This is a genomic window from Streptomyces sp. NPDC058877, assembly GCF_042742855.1.
Lineage (GTDB): Bacteria > Actinomycetota > Actinomycetes > Streptomycetales > Streptomycetaceae > Streptomyces.
The window spans coordinates 47,199-60,697 of sequence record NZ_JBHYMF010000020.1 but is presented as its reverse complement, the minus strand read 5'-3'; the positions used below and the strand labels follow the sequence as shown (position 1 = coordinate 60,697).

General features: G+C 71.7%; 15 protein-coding genes and 1 pseudogene. 5 read left to right on the top strand and 11 right to left on the bottom strand.

The features are described from left to right. Positions 1–70: 70 nt before the first annotated feature. From ACFW2Y_RS07570 to ACFW2Y_RS07560, 3 genes are all read right to left on the bottom strand, one after another. Complete coding sequence (locus ACFW2Y_RS07570; protein ID WP_384874943.1) at positions 71–772, bottom strand: DsbA family protein; 702 nt, start codon at positions 770–772, stop codon at positions 71–73. Between the two features lie 34 nt (positions 773–806). After that, a complete protein-coding gene (locus ACFW2Y_RS07565) occupies positions 807–1,607 on the bottom strand; it encodes an MBL fold metallo-hydrolase (protein WP_384874940.1) in 801 nt (266 codons plus the stop codon). 67 nt (positions 1,608–1,674) lie between these two features. Beyond that, positions 1,675–2,613 (bottom strand): DMT family transporter, encoded by a 939-nt coding sequence (locus ACFW2Y_RS07560; protein WP_384874939.1) that lies wholly within the window; start codon positions 2,611–2,613, stop codon positions 1,675–1,677. 123 nt (positions 2,614–2,736) lie between these two features. Between ACFW2Y_RS07560 and ACFW2Y_RS07555 the strand changes: the two genes are divergently transcribed. Continuing rightward, positions 2,737–3,408, top strand: a complete 672-nt coding sequence (locus tag ACFW2Y_RS07555; protein WP_384874937.1) for a TetR/AcrR family transcriptional regulator — start codon at positions 2,737–2,739, stop codon at positions 3,406–3,408. On the opposite strand, the gene ACFW2Y_RS07550 is transcribed toward ACFW2Y_RS07555, so the two are convergent. The 4 genes from ACFW2Y_RS07550 to ACFW2Y_RS07535 all read right to left on the bottom strand — a co-directional run bounded on the left by ACFW2Y_RS07550 (position 3,391) and on the right by ACFW2Y_RS07535 (position 6,820). Next, positions 3,391–4,128, bottom strand: coding sequence for a TetR family transcriptional regulator (locus ACFW2Y_RS07550; RefSeq protein WP_384874934.1), 738 nt, complete (start codon positions 4,126–4,128; stop codon positions 3,391–3,393). The two genes, ACFW2Y_RS07555 and ACFW2Y_RS07550, sit on opposite strands and share 18 nt — an antisense overlap. Positions 4,129–4,342: 214 nt before the next feature. Further along, positions 4,343–5,257, bottom strand: a complete 915-nt coding sequence (locus tag ACFW2Y_RS07545; RefSeq protein ID WP_384874932.1) for a DMT family transporter — start codon at positions 5,255–5,257, stop codon at positions 4,343–4,345. Positions 5,258–5,368: 111 nt separating this feature from the next. Continuing rightward, positions 5,369–6,064 carry an ArsR/SmtB family transcription factor gene (locus tag ACFW2Y_RS07540; protein ID WP_384874930.1) on the bottom strand — a complete coding sequence of 232 codons (696 nt, stop codon included), beginning with the start codon at positions 6,062–6,064 and terminating at the stop codon, positions 5,369–5,371. A gap of 18 nt (positions 6,065–6,082) precedes the next feature. Beyond that, positions 6,083–6,820, bottom strand: coding sequence for a TetR/AcrR family transcriptional regulator (locus tag ACFW2Y_RS07535; protein ID WP_384874928.1), 738 nt, complete (start codon positions 6,818–6,820; stop codon positions 6,083–6,085). Positions 6,821–6,890: 70 nt separating this feature from the next. Between ACFW2Y_RS07535 and ACFW2Y_RS07530 the strand changes: the two genes are divergently transcribed. The 3 genes from ACFW2Y_RS07530 to ACFW2Y_RS07520 all read left to right on the top strand — a co-directional run bounded on the left by ACFW2Y_RS07530 (position 6,891) and on the right by ACFW2Y_RS07520 (position 9,159). Next, complete coding sequence (locus ACFW2Y_RS07530) at positions 6,891–8,042, top strand: acyl-CoA dehydrogenase family protein (RefSeq protein ID WP_384874925.1); 1,152 nt, start codon at positions 6,891–6,893, stop codon at positions 8,040–8,042. Positions 8,043–8,103: 61 nt separating this feature from the next. Continuing rightward, complete coding sequence (locus ACFW2Y_RS07525) at positions 8,104–8,391, top strand: YiaA/YiaB family inner membrane protein (RefSeq protein ID WP_384874923.1); 288 nt, start codon at positions 8,104–8,106, stop codon at positions 8,389–8,391. A gap of 141 nt (positions 8,392–8,532) precedes the next feature. Beyond that, on the top strand, positions 8,533–9,159 hold the full coding sequence (locus ACFW2Y_RS07520; protein ID WP_384874920.1) for a TetR/AcrR family transcriptional regulator: 627 nt from the start codon (positions 8,533–8,535) through the stop codon (positions 9,157–9,159). Here ACFW2Y_RS07520 and ACFW2Y_RS07515 read toward each other — a convergent pair. Then, a complete protein-coding gene (locus ACFW2Y_RS07515; protein ID WP_384874919.1) occupies positions 9,150–9,611 on the bottom strand; it encodes a MaoC family dehydratase in 462 nt (153 codons plus the stop codon). The two genes, ACFW2Y_RS07520 and ACFW2Y_RS07515, sit on opposite strands and share 10 nt — an antisense overlap. Before the next feature lie 118 nt (positions 9,612–9,729). Between ACFW2Y_RS07515 and soxR the strand changes: the two genes are divergently transcribed. Next, a complete protein-coding gene (soxR, locus tag ACFW2Y_RS07510) occupies positions 9,730–10,209 on the top strand; it encodes a redox-sensitive transcriptional activator SoxR (RefSeq protein ID WP_384874916.1) in 480 nt (159 codons plus the stop codon). 108 nt (positions 10,210–10,317) lie between these two features. Here soxR and ACFW2Y_RS07505 read toward each other — a convergent pair whose 3' ends face one another. The 3 genes and pseudogenes from ACFW2Y_RS07505 to ACFW2Y_RS07495 all read right to left on the bottom strand — a co-directional run. Continuing rightward, entirely contained in the window at positions 10,318–12,003 is a 1,686-nt protein-coding gene (locus ACFW2Y_RS07505; protein WP_384874914.1) for an alpha/beta fold hydrolase, read from the bottom strand. 71 nt (positions 12,004–12,074) lie between these two features. Then, entirely contained in the window at positions 12,075–12,632 is a 558-nt protein-coding gene (locus ACFW2Y_RS07500; protein WP_384874911.1) for a TetR/AcrR family transcriptional regulator, read from the bottom strand. Between the two features lie 145 nt (positions 12,633–12,777). Beyond that, a pseudogene (locus ACFW2Y_RS07495) lies at positions 12,778–13,493 on the bottom strand (hydrolase); the annotation flags it as partial. Positions 13,494–13,499: the final 6 nt, after the last annotated feature.

The following is a 13,499-nucleotide window of genomic DNA, read 5'->3' as shown; positions in this document are numbered from 1 at the left end:
GCCAGGCATTCCGCGATCGGGAATGCCTGGCCGTCGTTCCTTTTTCAGCCGTCGGCGACGGCTTTTCTTGTTACTCGGTGGCGGCCCGCAGCAAGATGTCCTCGTGCACCTTCGGGTCGTCCGAGGCGATCACCGGCCAGCCGATCCCGTACGCACCCTCCCAGCCCACGTCGATGCCGGGGTTGGCGTGGTCGGATCCGTCGGGCAGGAACAGGTGGGGGCTGCAGTTGATCCGGTCGCTCTTGGACAGGGCGGCCTGGTCGGCGAGGGCGCGACGGGCCCGCCCGTCGTCCAGGGCCTCGGTGAGGGCGTCCACGTCGACGGCGCCGGTGTCGGCGGCGACGTCCAGGATCACCTTGCGGTGGCTGATGCAGCGCGACTCGGCCCAGAAGGCCTTGCGCAGGCCGAGGTCGAGCTGCTCGGAGGCGTTCAGGCTCTGCTCCTTCGCGGCGAGCACGGCCTCCAGGGCGGGCAGCGTCGTCGACGGGTACAACCAGTCCTTGGCCTGCCACAACTGCCAACCGGCAGCCGGCTCCAGACTGGCCATCCGGGCCACCTCGCTGTCCGTGCCGGGGCGCGGGCTCGGGGCGTCGTTCAGCAGTTCCAGGGGGAAGGCGCGCAGGTCGAAGGAGACCTGCGCCTCCAGGCCCAGCCGGGCCCGAGTGGCGTGCAGCCGGTGGATGGCGATGTGCGCGAAGGAGCACCAGATGTCGGAGAAGACGGTGACGACTCCGCGCGGCGGGGTCAGGTCGGCAGTGGTCGGGTCGGGCATGGTTCTCCTCGGATCGTGCGTCGGCGAGTGGTGTTCAGCCGGTGGGGGACTCATGGGCGTCCAGCGCCGCCTCGAGGTCGAGGTCGGCGTCCGGCAGCCAGGCGGGCAGGGACGGGATGCGGGTCATCGCTTCGAAGAGCCGGGGTACGGCGTCCTCCCGGACGGTCGGTCCGTGGGCGCTGAGCAGTCGTGCCGGGCGTAGTGCGGCCAGTTCGCGTACGGGACGGATGAACTTCGCTTCGTCTACCAGTGCGGTCCACGGGGCTATCGCCCGGTTCAGTACGTCGAACCCGTCGAAGAATTCCTTCTCGTCGAGGTCGGCGAAGTCCTGGGCTATTTCTGCTACGACGGTGCCGAAACTGTCGGAGGTATACAGTGTGCCGTCCGAATGGTTGAAAACGGCTAGGGTTCCGGGTGAATCGAAAGTGGGCGGTCGGTGAAAACTCAGGTCGCGATCGCCGATTCTCGTGCGGCTTCTCGGGTTCGCGGTCACCACCCGGTCCTGCGGAATGTCGAACTCCTCCGATATTCGCGTCACCGATATTGCGTTGGCCAGCACCTTCGCGTTCGGTGCGGCCCGGAGGATGCCGGCGAGCGCGCCGGTGTGGTCGCGGTCGTCGTGGGTCACGACCACCCATCGCAGATCGGTCGGCTCGATGAGCGACCAGAGGGACTCCAGGAAGCCCTCCCGGTCGACGGGCATGCCGGTGTCGACGAGGAGCGGCTCCCCTGACCGTAGGAGGAAGGCGTTCACCGGTTGGTCGCCGAGGCCGGGGATGGGCAGGGCCGAGGGGAGGACGTGGATGTCCGGCCCGGCGGTGTAGGGCGTCTTCATGTGCAGCCTTTCGGGGGCCGCCGATCGGGCCGGGACCCCGGGGTGCCCGGGGGAGCGCCGGCCCCGATCAGACGAGCTGGATGGTCAGGGAGCCGGCGATCAGCAGGGCGAGGCCCAGGGCGCGCGGCTTGGTCAAGGAGCGCTGCGGAAGCTTGAACAGGCCCTTGTGGTCGATCAGGGCCGAGGTCAGCTGCTGTCCCGTCACGGTCAGGGCGATGGTCACCGCCGCGCCGATGGAGGGGATGAGCAGGAAGGTGCCGGTGACGTACGCGGCGGCGCAGGCGCCACCGAGCCAGCCCCACCAGGGCATCTTCTTCAGCGGGGCGATCTTGGGCTTCGGGGTCTTCCTGGTCGCGTAGAGCACGAGCAGGACGACGGCGATCGTGAAGGTCGCGACGGCGAAGCTGATCACGGCGACGGTGATGGGCTCCTGCAGCTGGGCGCGCAGCTGGGCGTTGACCGCGCCCTGGACGGGCAGGACGGCGCCGGCGAGGATGCCGAGGGCGAGCCAGCCGATGCGTCCGGCGCTCGACATCTTGGGGGCGCCGGGAGGGGCCGCGGCCTTCATCCCCCTGATGATCACGACGATGCCCGCGAGCACGGCGGCGGCGCCGATGACGATGCCGGCGCTCAGGTCCTTCTGCTCCAGGCCGAGGAGGCCGAAGAGGTCGAGGGCGAGCGAGGCGAACATCTGACCGGTGACGAAGAGCCCGACGGCCGCCAGCGCGCCGAGCCGGGGGAAGAGCAGGATGCCGCTGGTGATGTAGAGCGGACTGGCCAGTCCGCCGAGCAGCTGCCAGGGCTCGACGTCGGGCAGCTTGCCGAGCGCGCCGAGCGCGCCGGCCGCCACCGCGAGCACGACGAGCAGCGTGGTCGCGACGCCGAGCTGGATGGTCGAGGCGCCGTACGGGGTGCCGACGGCCGAGTTGAGCTGGAGGTTCACCGAGGCCTGGACGGCCAGGAGGCAGCCGACCAGCAGGGCCGCGGCGAGGAGCGCGGTGTGCATCTGGATCTCCCTGGGGCGGGGATGGCGAGCGGTTAAGTGGACACTGAGTCCGTTTAGCATGACACGCAACATGGCAAACGGACAAGGTGTCCACTTATCTCCGAGGGAAGTAAGGTCTGCTCCATGAGCGAGGAAGAGCAGCAGCGCGGCCGTCGAGCAGCCTCCGTGCATCGGGTCGACGGGCTCCTCGGCGACCTCCAGGCCCCGGACGAGCAGCCGGTCGCTCCGCGCCGACGTGCCGACGCGGAGCGCAACCGTGCCCAGATCCTGGCCGCCGCCGAGCGACTCTTCGCCGAACAGGACCCGCGGACGGTCACCATGGACCGGATCGCCAAGGCCGCCGGCGTGGGCCGAGCCACGCTCTACCGGAGCTTCTCCGACCCCTCTTCGGTCGCCGTGGCGCTGCTCGACGAGCACGAGCGGCGGCTGCAGGGCCAGCTCATCTACGGACCCCCGCCCCTCGGGCCGGGCGCCCCCGCAGGGGAGCGTCTCGCGGCCTTCTACCTGGCGATGCTCGATCTTCTCGAACGGCACCTGCCGCTGGCGCTGGGAGCCGAGACGGGCCCCGCGCGCTTCCGGACGGGCGCCTATGGATTCTGGCGCGTGCACGTCCGGACCCTGCTCGTCGACCACGGCGTCCAGGACCCGGACCCGTTGATCGACATCGCGCTCGGTCCGCTGTCGCCCGAGCTCTACCAGTTCCAGCGGTACGAACTCGGCCTGTCGGCCGAGCGCATCGGAAGGGCTCTGGCGGATTTCGCCCGCCAGTTGTTGCACTCAGGAAGTGGTCGCTGACCTGCCCTTCGGTGGGATCCGGCGTGTCGGTGCGATGTCCCCGCCGGGATCCCGGAACGTGCCTGCAGCGTCGAGCAGCCGGGTCGTCGGGTGGACGAGTCCCGGCAGGATTAACTCCCAGATGCGGCGCAGTCGTTCCTCCGCGGGGTGGTGCAGGCCGCCGCCCTCGGCGGGCCGGTGCTCGTCGGCCTGCGCAGTCAGATGTCGGATTTCCAGTTCGACCCCGGTGATCACGTAGCTGATCAGCGTGGCGACCGCCGTTGCGTCCGCGTCCGGGCGCAGGGCCTTCTCGGCCGCCGCGTACCTCGCCAGGCGCTCCACTTCGCGCCGCCAGGGGCACTCCTGCTCGATGCCGGAGGCGGTCGGCTGCAGCTCGCGGGCGAGGCGCTCGCCCGCCCGGGCCGTGGGGTCGGTCTCGAAGAGCCGGATCAGCGCGTGGGTGGTGATGACCAGTTTGTCGATCGAAGTGCCGCCGACCCCCTCCATGGACAGGCAGGCGGACTCGACGGTGATCCGGGTGACCGCGCGGGCCCGTCCGCACACCGCTGTCGCCAGGTCCGCCTTGGTGGCGAAGTGGAAGACGAGGGCGCCGGTGGTCACCCGGGCCTCGCCGGCGATCCGGGCCAGTGAGGCCCGCTCGTAGCCCACTCTGTCGAACACCCGAGCGGCCGACGACAGGATCTCCTGTCTCGTCCGCTCCGCCCGTTGCTGAATCGCCATGGTTCCCCCGTGGGCTCGCGAGAAGGTGTCAGACCGTCAGGTTCCGGCCTGAGCTTGTGACCGCCTCGAAATTATCCGGCCGAGGGGCGGCAAAACGTGCCCTTTTCGTACCCGCGGCCAGAACTGGGGCTTGACGGACATCTCCGGTCCAGGTCGGGGGTGTTCTACCCGCGTGGCACGCCCGTGAACTGACCGGAACCGGGAGCATGGCCTGTCAGGTGGATTCGGCCGTTCCGGCGTTCGCGGAAATCCGTGACCGGGAGCGGGATACGGCCACGCCCGCCAGGCACATCGCACCCCCGAGAAGGGCCAGCGGCGCCGGCAGTTCGCCCAGGAGCCCCCAGGCCAGCAGGATGACCAGGGCGGGCACGGTGTAGGTCGTCGCCCCCATCCGACCCGCTGTCGTGCGGGCCAGTGCGTAGGCCCACGTGGTGAAGGCGAGCGCGGTCGGGAACACTCCCAGGTAGACCATGTTGAGGGTCGCGCTCAGGGGGGCCCGGCCGGCCTCCTCGACCAGTCGCCCCGTGAACGGCAGGCAGGCGACCACCCCCACCAGGCACCCGAAGGCCGTCACCTGGAGGGCGCTGCCGTGCGCGAGCGCCGGCTTCTGGGCCACCACCCCGCCCGCGTACGCCATCGCAGCGAGCAGGCATAGGGCCACTCCGAGCACGGAGGCGTGGCCACCGGAGGTGCCGCCGGACATCGACAGGCCGACCGTCACGGCCCCGGCGAAGGAGACCGCCATGCCCACGACCAGTCGCGGCGGCAGGGACTCCCCGAGGAACCGTGCCCCGAGCAGGGCCATCAGGATCGGTCCGATGTTCACCAGCATCGCCGCCGTGCCCGCGTCGACCTCCTGTTCGCCCCAGTTCAGCACCACCATGTACACCCCGAACCAGAGCAGTCCCGAGAGCACGATCCCGGGCCAGGCCGCCCGGGGCGGCAGTCCCTCCCGCCGGACCAGGAGCACCGCCCCGAGGACCAGCGTTCCGGCGAGCAGCCGTCCGAGCGCGAGTGCGCCGGGGGAGTACGCGGCTCCGGCGCTGCGGATGGAGACGAAGGCCGAGGCCCACAGGAGGACGGTGACCACGGCGGCGACGAGCGCGAGCCGGGAGGGTGGCTTCTGCATGCCCCGACGGTAGGCCGTGGACGTTTCGGTGCTCACCGCACGGTCGGGAAGGCCGGAGTCGGGTCTCTCACCGCGGTGCGTCCGGTTTCTCACTGCAGTGCGTCCGGTCTCTCACTGCAGTGCGGTCGGGACGATGCCCAGTGCGGCCCGCAAGGCCGTCTCGCCCCGTGGGGTCACCTTGACCGCCCGCTCGGACCCGATCCGCACGCACCACCCGGAGTCCAGGGCGTGCCGGCACAGCGCGGCGCCCGCGAGCCCCGCGAGGTGCGGGCGCCGCTCCGTCCGGTCGAGGCAGCCGCGGGCGAGCGGGCGCCGCCCCCTCCGCACCAGGAGGACGCCCTGCTCGGCGAACCACTCCAGGCCTCGGTCCGTGAGCGCGAAACCGGTGTCCTGGCGCAGCAGCCCGCGCTCGGTCATCGCCGCGGTGATGGTGATGCCCAGCCGCCCCGCGAGGTGGTCGTAACAGGTCCGGCCGCGGGCCATCGCCCGCCCGGTGCTCGCGGCCCGCAGCGAGCGCGCCGGCGTGCTCGCTGCGGGTTCGGACCGGGTCGCCAGGTCCTCGACGAGGTGCGCGACCCCGGGATCCGCAAGGCGCACGTACCGGTGCCTTCCCTGGCGTTCCTCCGTGAGCACCCCGCCCGCGACCAGCTTCCCGAGGTGCTCGCTGGCGGTGGACGGTGCCACGCCGGCGTGCCGGGCGAGTTCTCCGGCGGTCCAGGCCCGACCGTCGAGCAGGGCGAGCAGGAACGCGGCACGGCTCTCGTCCGCGAAGAGCGCCGCGAGGGCGGCGAGGTCACTGGCTGCCATGGGGCAAGCCTGCCCCACTCATGTTTCGGTGGCGGCCGACGTGTCCTGCGGGGCCGGGGCCGGGGCCGTCGCCCGTGGAGGTGCGGCGTTCGCCTGCGGGGCCGTTCCCCGGCGGGCCGCCGGGATCGCTTCGTACTGCAGCCGCAGTCCGTCGAGCAGGGCCCGCAGTCCCGTTTCGAAGGCGCCCTCGTCGACCTTCTGGCGGTGCTCGGCGAGGAGGTGGGCCCGTCCGAGGTGGGGGTAGTCGGTCGGGTCGTACGCCGTCTCGTCGTCGACGAAGCCGCGGGCGAAGGACCCGAGGGCGGAGCCGGTGATGAAGTACCGCATCAGCGCGCCGATGGAGGTGGCCTGGGCCGGGGGCCAGCCCGCGCGGACCATGGAGCCGAAGACGGCGTCGGCCACCCGCAGGCCCGCCGGGCGGCGGCCGGGTCCCTGGGCGAGGACCGGGACGATGTGCGGGTGGTCGGCGAGGGCGGCGCGGTAGGAGACCGCCCAGTCGTGCAGTGCCGTGTGCCAGTCCCGGCCGTCCTCCTCCGCGAACATCGACAGGTCGATCTTGGCGCTCACCGCGTCCGCGACCGCATCGAGGATCTCGTCCTTGGTGCGGAAGTGGTTGTAGAGCGAGGGCCCGCTCACCCCGAGTTCGGCGGCGAGCCGCCGGGTGGAGAGGGCGGCGAGCCCCTCCTCGTCCACGAGTGCACCCGCCGTCTCGACGATGCGTTCTCGGCTGAGCAGGGGCTTGCGCGGTCGGGCCATGGCGCACATAGTAGGCCTGCACAAGGAAAACTAGCAGTGGTAATTTAATGGTCGAGTGGGGTGGCACCGCATGGATCTGGAGCTGAGCGAGGAGCAGGAGGCCGTACGGCGGCTCGCCGAGGAATTCGTCGCGCGCGAGGTCGCTCCGCACGCCGTGGCCTGGGACCGTGCCGAGGAGGTCGACCGGGGCATCGTGAAGAAGCTGGGCGCCGTCGGCTTCCTCGGGCTCACCCTCCCGGAGGAGTACGGCGGCTCGGGCGGCGACCACCTCGCGTACTGCCTGGTCACCGAAGAGCTGGGGCGCGGCGATTCCTCCGTGCGGGGCATCGTCTCCGTCTCGCTCGGCCTGGTCGCCAAGACCATCGCCGCCTGGGGCAGCGAGGAGCAGAAGCGGGCGTGGTTGCCCCGGCTGGCGACCGGTGAGGCGCTCGGCTGCTTCGGCCTCACGGAGCCGGGCGCCGGCTCCGACGCCGGAAACCTCGCCACCCGCGCGGTCCGTGACGGTGACGCGTACGTGATCAACGGCAGCAAGATGTTCATCACCAACGGCACCTGGGCCGATGTCGTGCTGCTCTTCGCCCGCACGAACGACGCCCCGGGGCACCGCGGCGTCTCCGCCTTCCTCGTCCCGGCCGATGTCGCCGGCCTCACCCGCCGCCCCGTCCACGGCAAGCTCGGCCTGCGCGGTCAGGCCACGGCCGAACTCGCCCTGGTCGACGTCCGCGTCCCGGTCGATGCGATGCTCGGTCCCGAGGGCAAGGGGTTCGCCGTCGCCATGTCCGCCCTCGCCAAGGGGCGCATGTCCGTCGCCGCCGGCTGCGTCGGCATCGCCCGGGCGGCCCTCGACGCCGCCGTGCGGTACGCGGGGGAGCGCGAGCAGTTCGGCAAGCCCATCGCCTCGTACCAGCTCGTCCAGGAACTGATCAGCGACATCGCGGTCGACGTGGACGCGGCCCGGCTGCTCACCTGGCGGGTCGCCGACCTGATCGACCGCGGCCAGGACTTCGCCACCGCCGCCTCCATGGCCAAGCTGTACGCCTCCGAGGCCGCCGTCCGTGCGGCGAACAACGCCCTCCAGGTCTTCGGCGGCTACGGCTACATCGACGAGTACCCGGTCGGAAAGCTGGTCCGCGACGCCCGCGTCATGACCTTGTACGAGGGCACCAGCCAGATCCAGAAGCTCATCATCGGCCGTGCGCTCACGGGCGTTTCGGCGTTCTGAGTACTCCCCTGAGTATCCGGGCGGATGTGGCGGGGGCCACGTCCGCCCGATGCTGTGGGGCATGAGCGACACACCGGTCAAGCAGCAGAACACCGCCGCCTACTACGCCCAGGCCGTCGTCTCCTTCGGGATCGCGATCGCCGCCGTGACCGTCGGCATCTACCGGCTCGACGCCGACGCCTGGGTGCGGGCCTTCCTCGCCGTCTCGGTCCTCTACCTCACGACCTCCGCCTTCACCCTCGCCAAGGTCGTCCGCGACCGCCAGGAGGCCGGCCAGATCGTCAGTCGGGTCGACCAGGCCCGCCTGGAGAAACTCCTCGCCGAGCACGATCCCTTCCAGAAGCTCTGAGGGGCCGCCCCCGGGTGTCGGGCCGCCGCCCGGAACCCCGCAGCACCCCCTTCCGGGAGTCCGGAGGGGCCAGAGCCCTAAGCGCTTGCTCACCCTCGTTGTATGGTGTTGTTCTCTACGGGGTCCGAGGAGGAGTGTGGGATGAGCGCGGCGGAGGAGACGCCCGGGGGCGAGGACGTGTCCTGGGGCGAGGTCACGCCCGAGGCGGCCCGACGGCTGCTCGTGGCCGCGGTCGAGGCGTTCGCCGAGCGCGGCTACCACGCCACCACCACCCGGGACATCGCGGGGCGCGCCGGGATGAGTCCGGCCGCGCTCTACATCCACTACAAGACCAAGGAAGAGCTGCTCCACCGGATCAGCCGCATCGGCCACGACAAGGCCCTGGAGATCCTCCGGGCGGCGGCCGACGGAGACGGCACGGCCGCCGAGCGGCTCGCCGACGCCGTGCGTTCCTTCGTCCGTTGGCACGCCGAGCGCCACACGACCGCGAGGGTCGTCCAGTACGAGCTCGACGCGCTCGGTCCCGAGCACCGCGCCGAGATCGTCGAGCTGCGCCGCGAATCCGACGCGGCGATCCGTCGCATCATCAACGAGGGCGTCGCCGCGGGTGAGTTCGTGGTGCCGGACGTGCCCGGCACCACGGTCGCCGTCCTCTCCCTCTGCATCGACGTCGCGCGTTGGTTCAATGCGCAGGGGCGCCGGACGCCGGACGAGGTCGGTGCCCTCTACGCCGACCTCGTGCTCAGGATGGTCGGCGCTCAGAAGTAGTAGCGGGACACCGATTCGGCGACGCACACCGGCTTCTCCCCGCCTTCGCGCTCCACGGTCACCGTTGCCGTGACCTGGACGCCGCCGCCCACCTCCTCGACCTTCGTCAGCACGGCCGTGGCGCGCAACCGCGAGCCGACCGGAACGGTTGCCGGGAAGCGCACCTTCTCGGTGCCGTAGTTGAGGCCCATCTTCATGCCCTCGACCCGCAGCACCTGCGGGACGAACAGCGGCAGGAGCGACAGGGTCAGATAGCCGTGCGCGATGGTCGTGCCGAACGGGCCGGAGGCCGCCCGTTCGGGGTCCACGTGGATCCACTGGTGGTCCCCGGTGGCGTCGGCGAACAGGTCGATGCGCTTCTGGTCGATCTCCAGCCAGTCGCTGTGCCCCAACTGCTCGCCGACCCCCGCGCGCAGTTCCTCGGCGGAGGTGAAGATCCTCGGCTCGGCCATGTTCCTCGTCCCTTCTCGTACGGCATACCTAGTGGTCGGTATCTAAGCGCTTGCTCAGCATGTGGGGTGCGCGGGCCGCTGTCAACGCCCGGAGGGGGCGGGACAGTAGGGTCGCCGGGTGTCGCAGATCCCAGAGAAGATCCACGAACTCACCGTCGGCCAGCTCTCCGCCCGCAGCGGGGCCGCCGTCTCCGCCCTGCACTTCTACGAGGCGAAGGGCCTCATCACCAGTCGCCGCACCAGCGGCAACCAGCGCCGCTACGGTCGCGATGCCCTCCGCCGGGTCGCCTTCGTCCGTGCCGCACAGCGGGTCGGGATCCCGTTGGCCACCATCCGGGAGGCGCTCGCCCGGCTTCCCGAGGAGCGCACCCCCACCCGTGAGGACTGGGCCCGGCTCTCCGAGGCGTGGCGGGCCGAACTCGACGAACGCATCACACAACTGGGCCGGCTCCGCGACTACCTGACGGACTGCATCGGTTGCGGCTGCCTCTCCTTGGACACCTGCGTGCTGTCCAATCCCGACGACCGCTTCGGACGGAGCATGGCGGGCTCGCGCCTGCTGCCGGTTCGGCATCCGGAGGGAAGCGCCGAGGACTAGCCCGACCCTCCGGGGGCGGACGCGCTCTCGGCGCCCCTCACCGGTGGGGTCGCCGTCGAGCGGGTGCTCGGGCCGGAGGGGCACCGCAAGGCCTCCGGTGGGGCCGGGTCATCCGCCGGTCGGGACGGGGACGGCATCGAGGTGCCGTGCGACCTGGGAGGGGTGGGTCAGCTGGGGGTAGTGCCCGGCCCCGGCGATCTCGGCCACCGGGAAGTCGACGGCCGTGACCAGAGGGTCCGTCGAGCCCACGATGATCTGGACCGGGACGGTCAGCCGGTCCAACAGGGCCTGCGACCGCCGGCGCTCGGCGAGGTCCGTGCGCAAGGCCGCGGTCACCCGGCGCGCCACCCCGGGGCGGTGCAGATCGGCTGCGGCGCTCTGCACTTCCGGGCCTTCGGGGGCACCGATCGTCCGGGCCAGCCGGGCGGCGGGCATCCGGCGGAGTAGGGGCACTGCCAGACCCGAGCGGGCGAACCGCGGGGCGGGTTCCTGGAGGAAGGCCGGCGAGACGAGCACCAGCTTGCTGATCCGGTCCGGGTGGTCGACGGCGAAGCGGACCGCGGGGCCGCAGGCCAGGGAGTGCGCGACCAGCACGGGGCGGGTCTGCGTCGGGCCCAGCAGGTCCGCCAGCCAGGCGTCCGTCGCCCGGGTGGTGGCCGCCGAGCGCCCCAGGCCGGGGAGGTCGGGGGCGAGGACCGGTCCGGGGAGGTGGGCGGCGAGCCGTGTCCAGAGGTCCGCGTTCATCGGCAGCCCGTGCAGCAGGACGTGGCCGGGGCGGCGCCGCTCTCCGGCCACCCAGGTAGGGCTGCCCGCCACGGTGTGGAAACCGTACGGGCGCAGCCAGGGCGATGCGGCGCCGAAGCGGGTGGCGACCAGGTCGTCGGCCCAGGTGCGCAGGGCGTCGGCGGCCGGTGGTGTTTCCAGGCCGACGCTCGCGGCGAAGGCGCGGGCGGAGGCCGTCGGGTAGCGGTCGGTCGACAGGAAGGACAGCGTCTCGGGGTCGACGCCGGTCAACCGTCGGGGCAGCCGCCGCAGCAGACCGGTGGGAACGGTCCGGCGGGGTGCCCGCACACCGGTGTGGTCGGCGATCGTGCCGATCAGTTCGGGCAGCAGCGGGGTGTCGTCGTCCAGCACCCAGTAGTGCTCGCCCGCGGGCGACGCGGGGACCTCCGCCAGGAACCGTGCGAGGTAGTCGATCGTGGTGATCGGCAGGAAGGTGTCCGGGCCGCCCGGCAGGGCGGGGAGCCGCCCGTTCCACAGGTCCTCGACGAGGGCGGCCATGCCGATGTACTGGCCCGGCCCGATCACGGTGCTGGGGTTGGCGATGGTCAGCGGGACCGACAGCGCTTCGGCCCGGGCGCGCACCGCGAGGTCCCCCTCGAGCTTCGACGCTTCGTAGGCTCCCAGGGCGGCGTAGTCGGGGTGGTCTCCGGCCGCGCTCACCCGGTAACCGCTGATGTGCACCAACCGTCGCAGCCGGGGCAGTGCGGCGGCCCATTCGACCACGTTGAGCGCCCCGGTGACGTTGGTCGCCCGCGCCTCCTGCTCGCTCAGTCCGAAGGCGAAGCGTGCGGCGGCGTTGTAGACGTCCCGGACCTCGGGCAGCCCTGTCAGCGGTCGGGTGACGTCGGCGGTGACGACGTCGAGCCCGCCGGTGTCGACCCCCTGGGAGGCCAGCCAGGGGGTGAGGGTGTCGCGGCGCACGGCTGCTGCCACCCGCTGACCCCGGGTGAGCAGTTCGGCGACGAGGGAGCGGCCGATGAAGCCGGTCGCTCCGAAGACGATCGCGTCCATGGAATCTCCTTAGTAGATCGGTCTACATATTTTTTGGGCAGCGAAGGACCCGCCGGAACCGGCGGGTCACATCAGCTCAACAGGACGCCGATCTGGCGGGAGACCCGGTCCAGCGGCTCCCTGCTGCGGTGCGTCCGGGCCAGCAGGAGCGCCCCCTCCACGAGGGCCAGGACCGTGACCGCGAGGTCATCGGCGTCCGAGCGGTCCGCCAGGTGTGCGCGCAGGGCCTCCTCCCACGAGGCGTAGACCTCCGAGCACGCTTCCTGGAGCGGGTCGCTGGTGCTGGCCATCTCCAGCGCGACGGTGGCCACCGGACATCCCTTGCGCCAGCCCGATTCCTCCAGTCGGTCGCCCAGGTGCTGCAGCACCGCCTCGACGAACCCCGCCACCGACGGACGGGAGTCGGCCAGGCCCTCCAGTGCGTCGCCGATCGTCCGCCCGGCCCGCCGGAGGGACTCGCCGACCAACTGGTCCTTGCCGCCGGGGAAGTGGAAGTAGAGCGAGCCGCGCGGCGCGCCGCTGGTCGCGATCACCTGGTTGAGCCCGGCGCCGAGGTATCCCCCGGTCTCGATCAACTCCTGTGTCGCGTCCAGCATCCGGTCCCGCGTCTCGGCGCCCTTCAGTCCCATGGGAGCACAGTAGACCGATCTACATATTCTCTCAACCGTTCTCGTGCCGATCCGCGTCGGCCCGCCACCGTTTCGCGCCGGGTTCCGCGCGACGGTCGCCCGGTCCCTCCTGGAGGTTCCGGGCGACCGGGCGGACGCCAGCGGATCAGGAGGCCGGGGCCTCGTCCACGAAGGTCGTGCCGGCGCTGCGCAGGGCGACCGCCTCCGCGGCCACCCGGGCGGGGCCGAGGACCCGGTCCTCGACGTGCAGGACGTAGTCGACCTGCTGGCCATGGGCGCGCGGCGCGGTCGACGGCTGACCGTTGGGGTCGATCAGCCACTGGTTGAAGTTGATGGACATGGGGCGCTCGGGCAGGTGGGCGGCGGCGTGCGCGCCGAAGAGCGCCCCGTCCACGCAGGGGGTGATGGCGTTCCCGCCGATGGTGACGACGAAGTCGTCCTCGGCGTAGTCGTCGGCCACCGGCGCCTTGAGGTCGTTGATGGTGAAGAAGGTCCGGACGACGCGGTCGCCGTCGGGTCCGTGCGGGGAACGTCGGAGGGCTTCACCCGCGCCGCGTACGTTCCGTTCCGGAACGTCGTCGCCTTGGTGAGGACTTCGGTCCGGACGGTGCTGGAGCCGGTGCCGGCGCTGGAGGTCTCCGGGTTCCTCACCGTGTTGCCGCCCCGGGCGACGAGGGTGACCTTCGAAGGGTCCCAGGTGGCACCGGGAACGCCCGGGCCGCCGGAGTCGGAGCGGACGCCCCAACCGTGGGAGGACAGGACGGGATCGGTGTGCGAGGCGCACGAGAAGCCGTCGAAGAGGGTCCGGCCGGCCGGCGGGTCCGTGGGCGGGTCGGTAGGCTCGGGCCCGGGTGCCGTCCCCTGAGG

Coding starts and splice junctions, on each gene's coding strand:
- ACFW2Y_RS07540 (WP_384874930.1), bottom strand. CDS start 6,064: ATGGCAGCCAGTGACCTCGCCGCCCTCGCGGCGCTCTTCGCGGACGAG.
- ACFW2Y_RS07555 (WP_384874937.1), top strand. CDS start 2,737: ATGAGCGAGGAAGAGCAGCAGCGCGGCCGTCGAGCAGCCTCCGTGCAT.
- ACFW2Y_RS07570 (WP_384874943.1), bottom strand. CDS start 772: ATGCCCGACCCGACCACTGCCGACCTGACCCCGCCGCGCGGAGTCGTC.
- ACFW2Y_RS07515 (WP_384874919.1), bottom strand. CDS start 9,611: ATGGCCGAGCCGAGGATCTTCACCTCCGCCGAGGAACTGCGCGCGGGG.
- ACFW2Y_RS07565 (WP_384874940.1), bottom strand. CDS start 1,607: ATGAAGACGCCCTACACCGCCGGGCCGGACATCCACGTCCTCCCCTCG.
- ACFW2Y_RS07535 (WP_384874928.1), bottom strand. CDS start 6,820: ATGGCCCGACCGCGCAAGCCCCTGCTCAGCCGAGAACGCATCGTCGAG.
- ACFW2Y_RS07545 (WP_384874932.1), bottom strand. CDS start 5,257: ATGCAGAAGCCACCCTCCCGGCTCGCGCTCGTCGCCGCCGTGGTCACC.
- ACFW2Y_RS07525 (WP_384874923.1), top strand. CDS start 8,104: ATGAGCGACACACCGGTCAAGCAGCAGAACACCGCCGCCTACTACGCC.
- ACFW2Y_RS07505 (WP_384874914.1), bottom strand. CDS start 12,003: ATGGACGCGATCGTCTTCGGAGCGACCGGCTTCATCGGCCGCTCCCTC.
- ACFW2Y_RS07530 (WP_384874925.1), top strand. CDS start 6,891: ATGGATCTGGAGCTGAGCGAGGAGCAGGAGGCCGTACGGCGGCTCGCC.
- ACFW2Y_RS07520 (WP_384874920.1), top strand. CDS start 8,533: ATGAGCGCGGCGGAGGAGACGCCCGGGGGCGAGGACGTGTCCTGGGGC.
- ACFW2Y_RS07500 (WP_384874911.1), bottom strand. CDS start 12,632: ATGGGACTGAAGGGCGCCGAGACGCGGGACCGGATGCTGGACGCGACA.
- ACFW2Y_RS07550 (WP_384874934.1), bottom strand. CDS start 4,128: ATGGCGATTCAGCAACGGGCGGAGCGGACGAGACAGGAGATCCTGTCG.
- ACFW2Y_RS07560 (WP_384874939.1), bottom strand. CDS start 2,613: ATGCACACCGCGCTCCTCGCCGCGGCCCTGCTGGTCGGCTGCCTCCTG.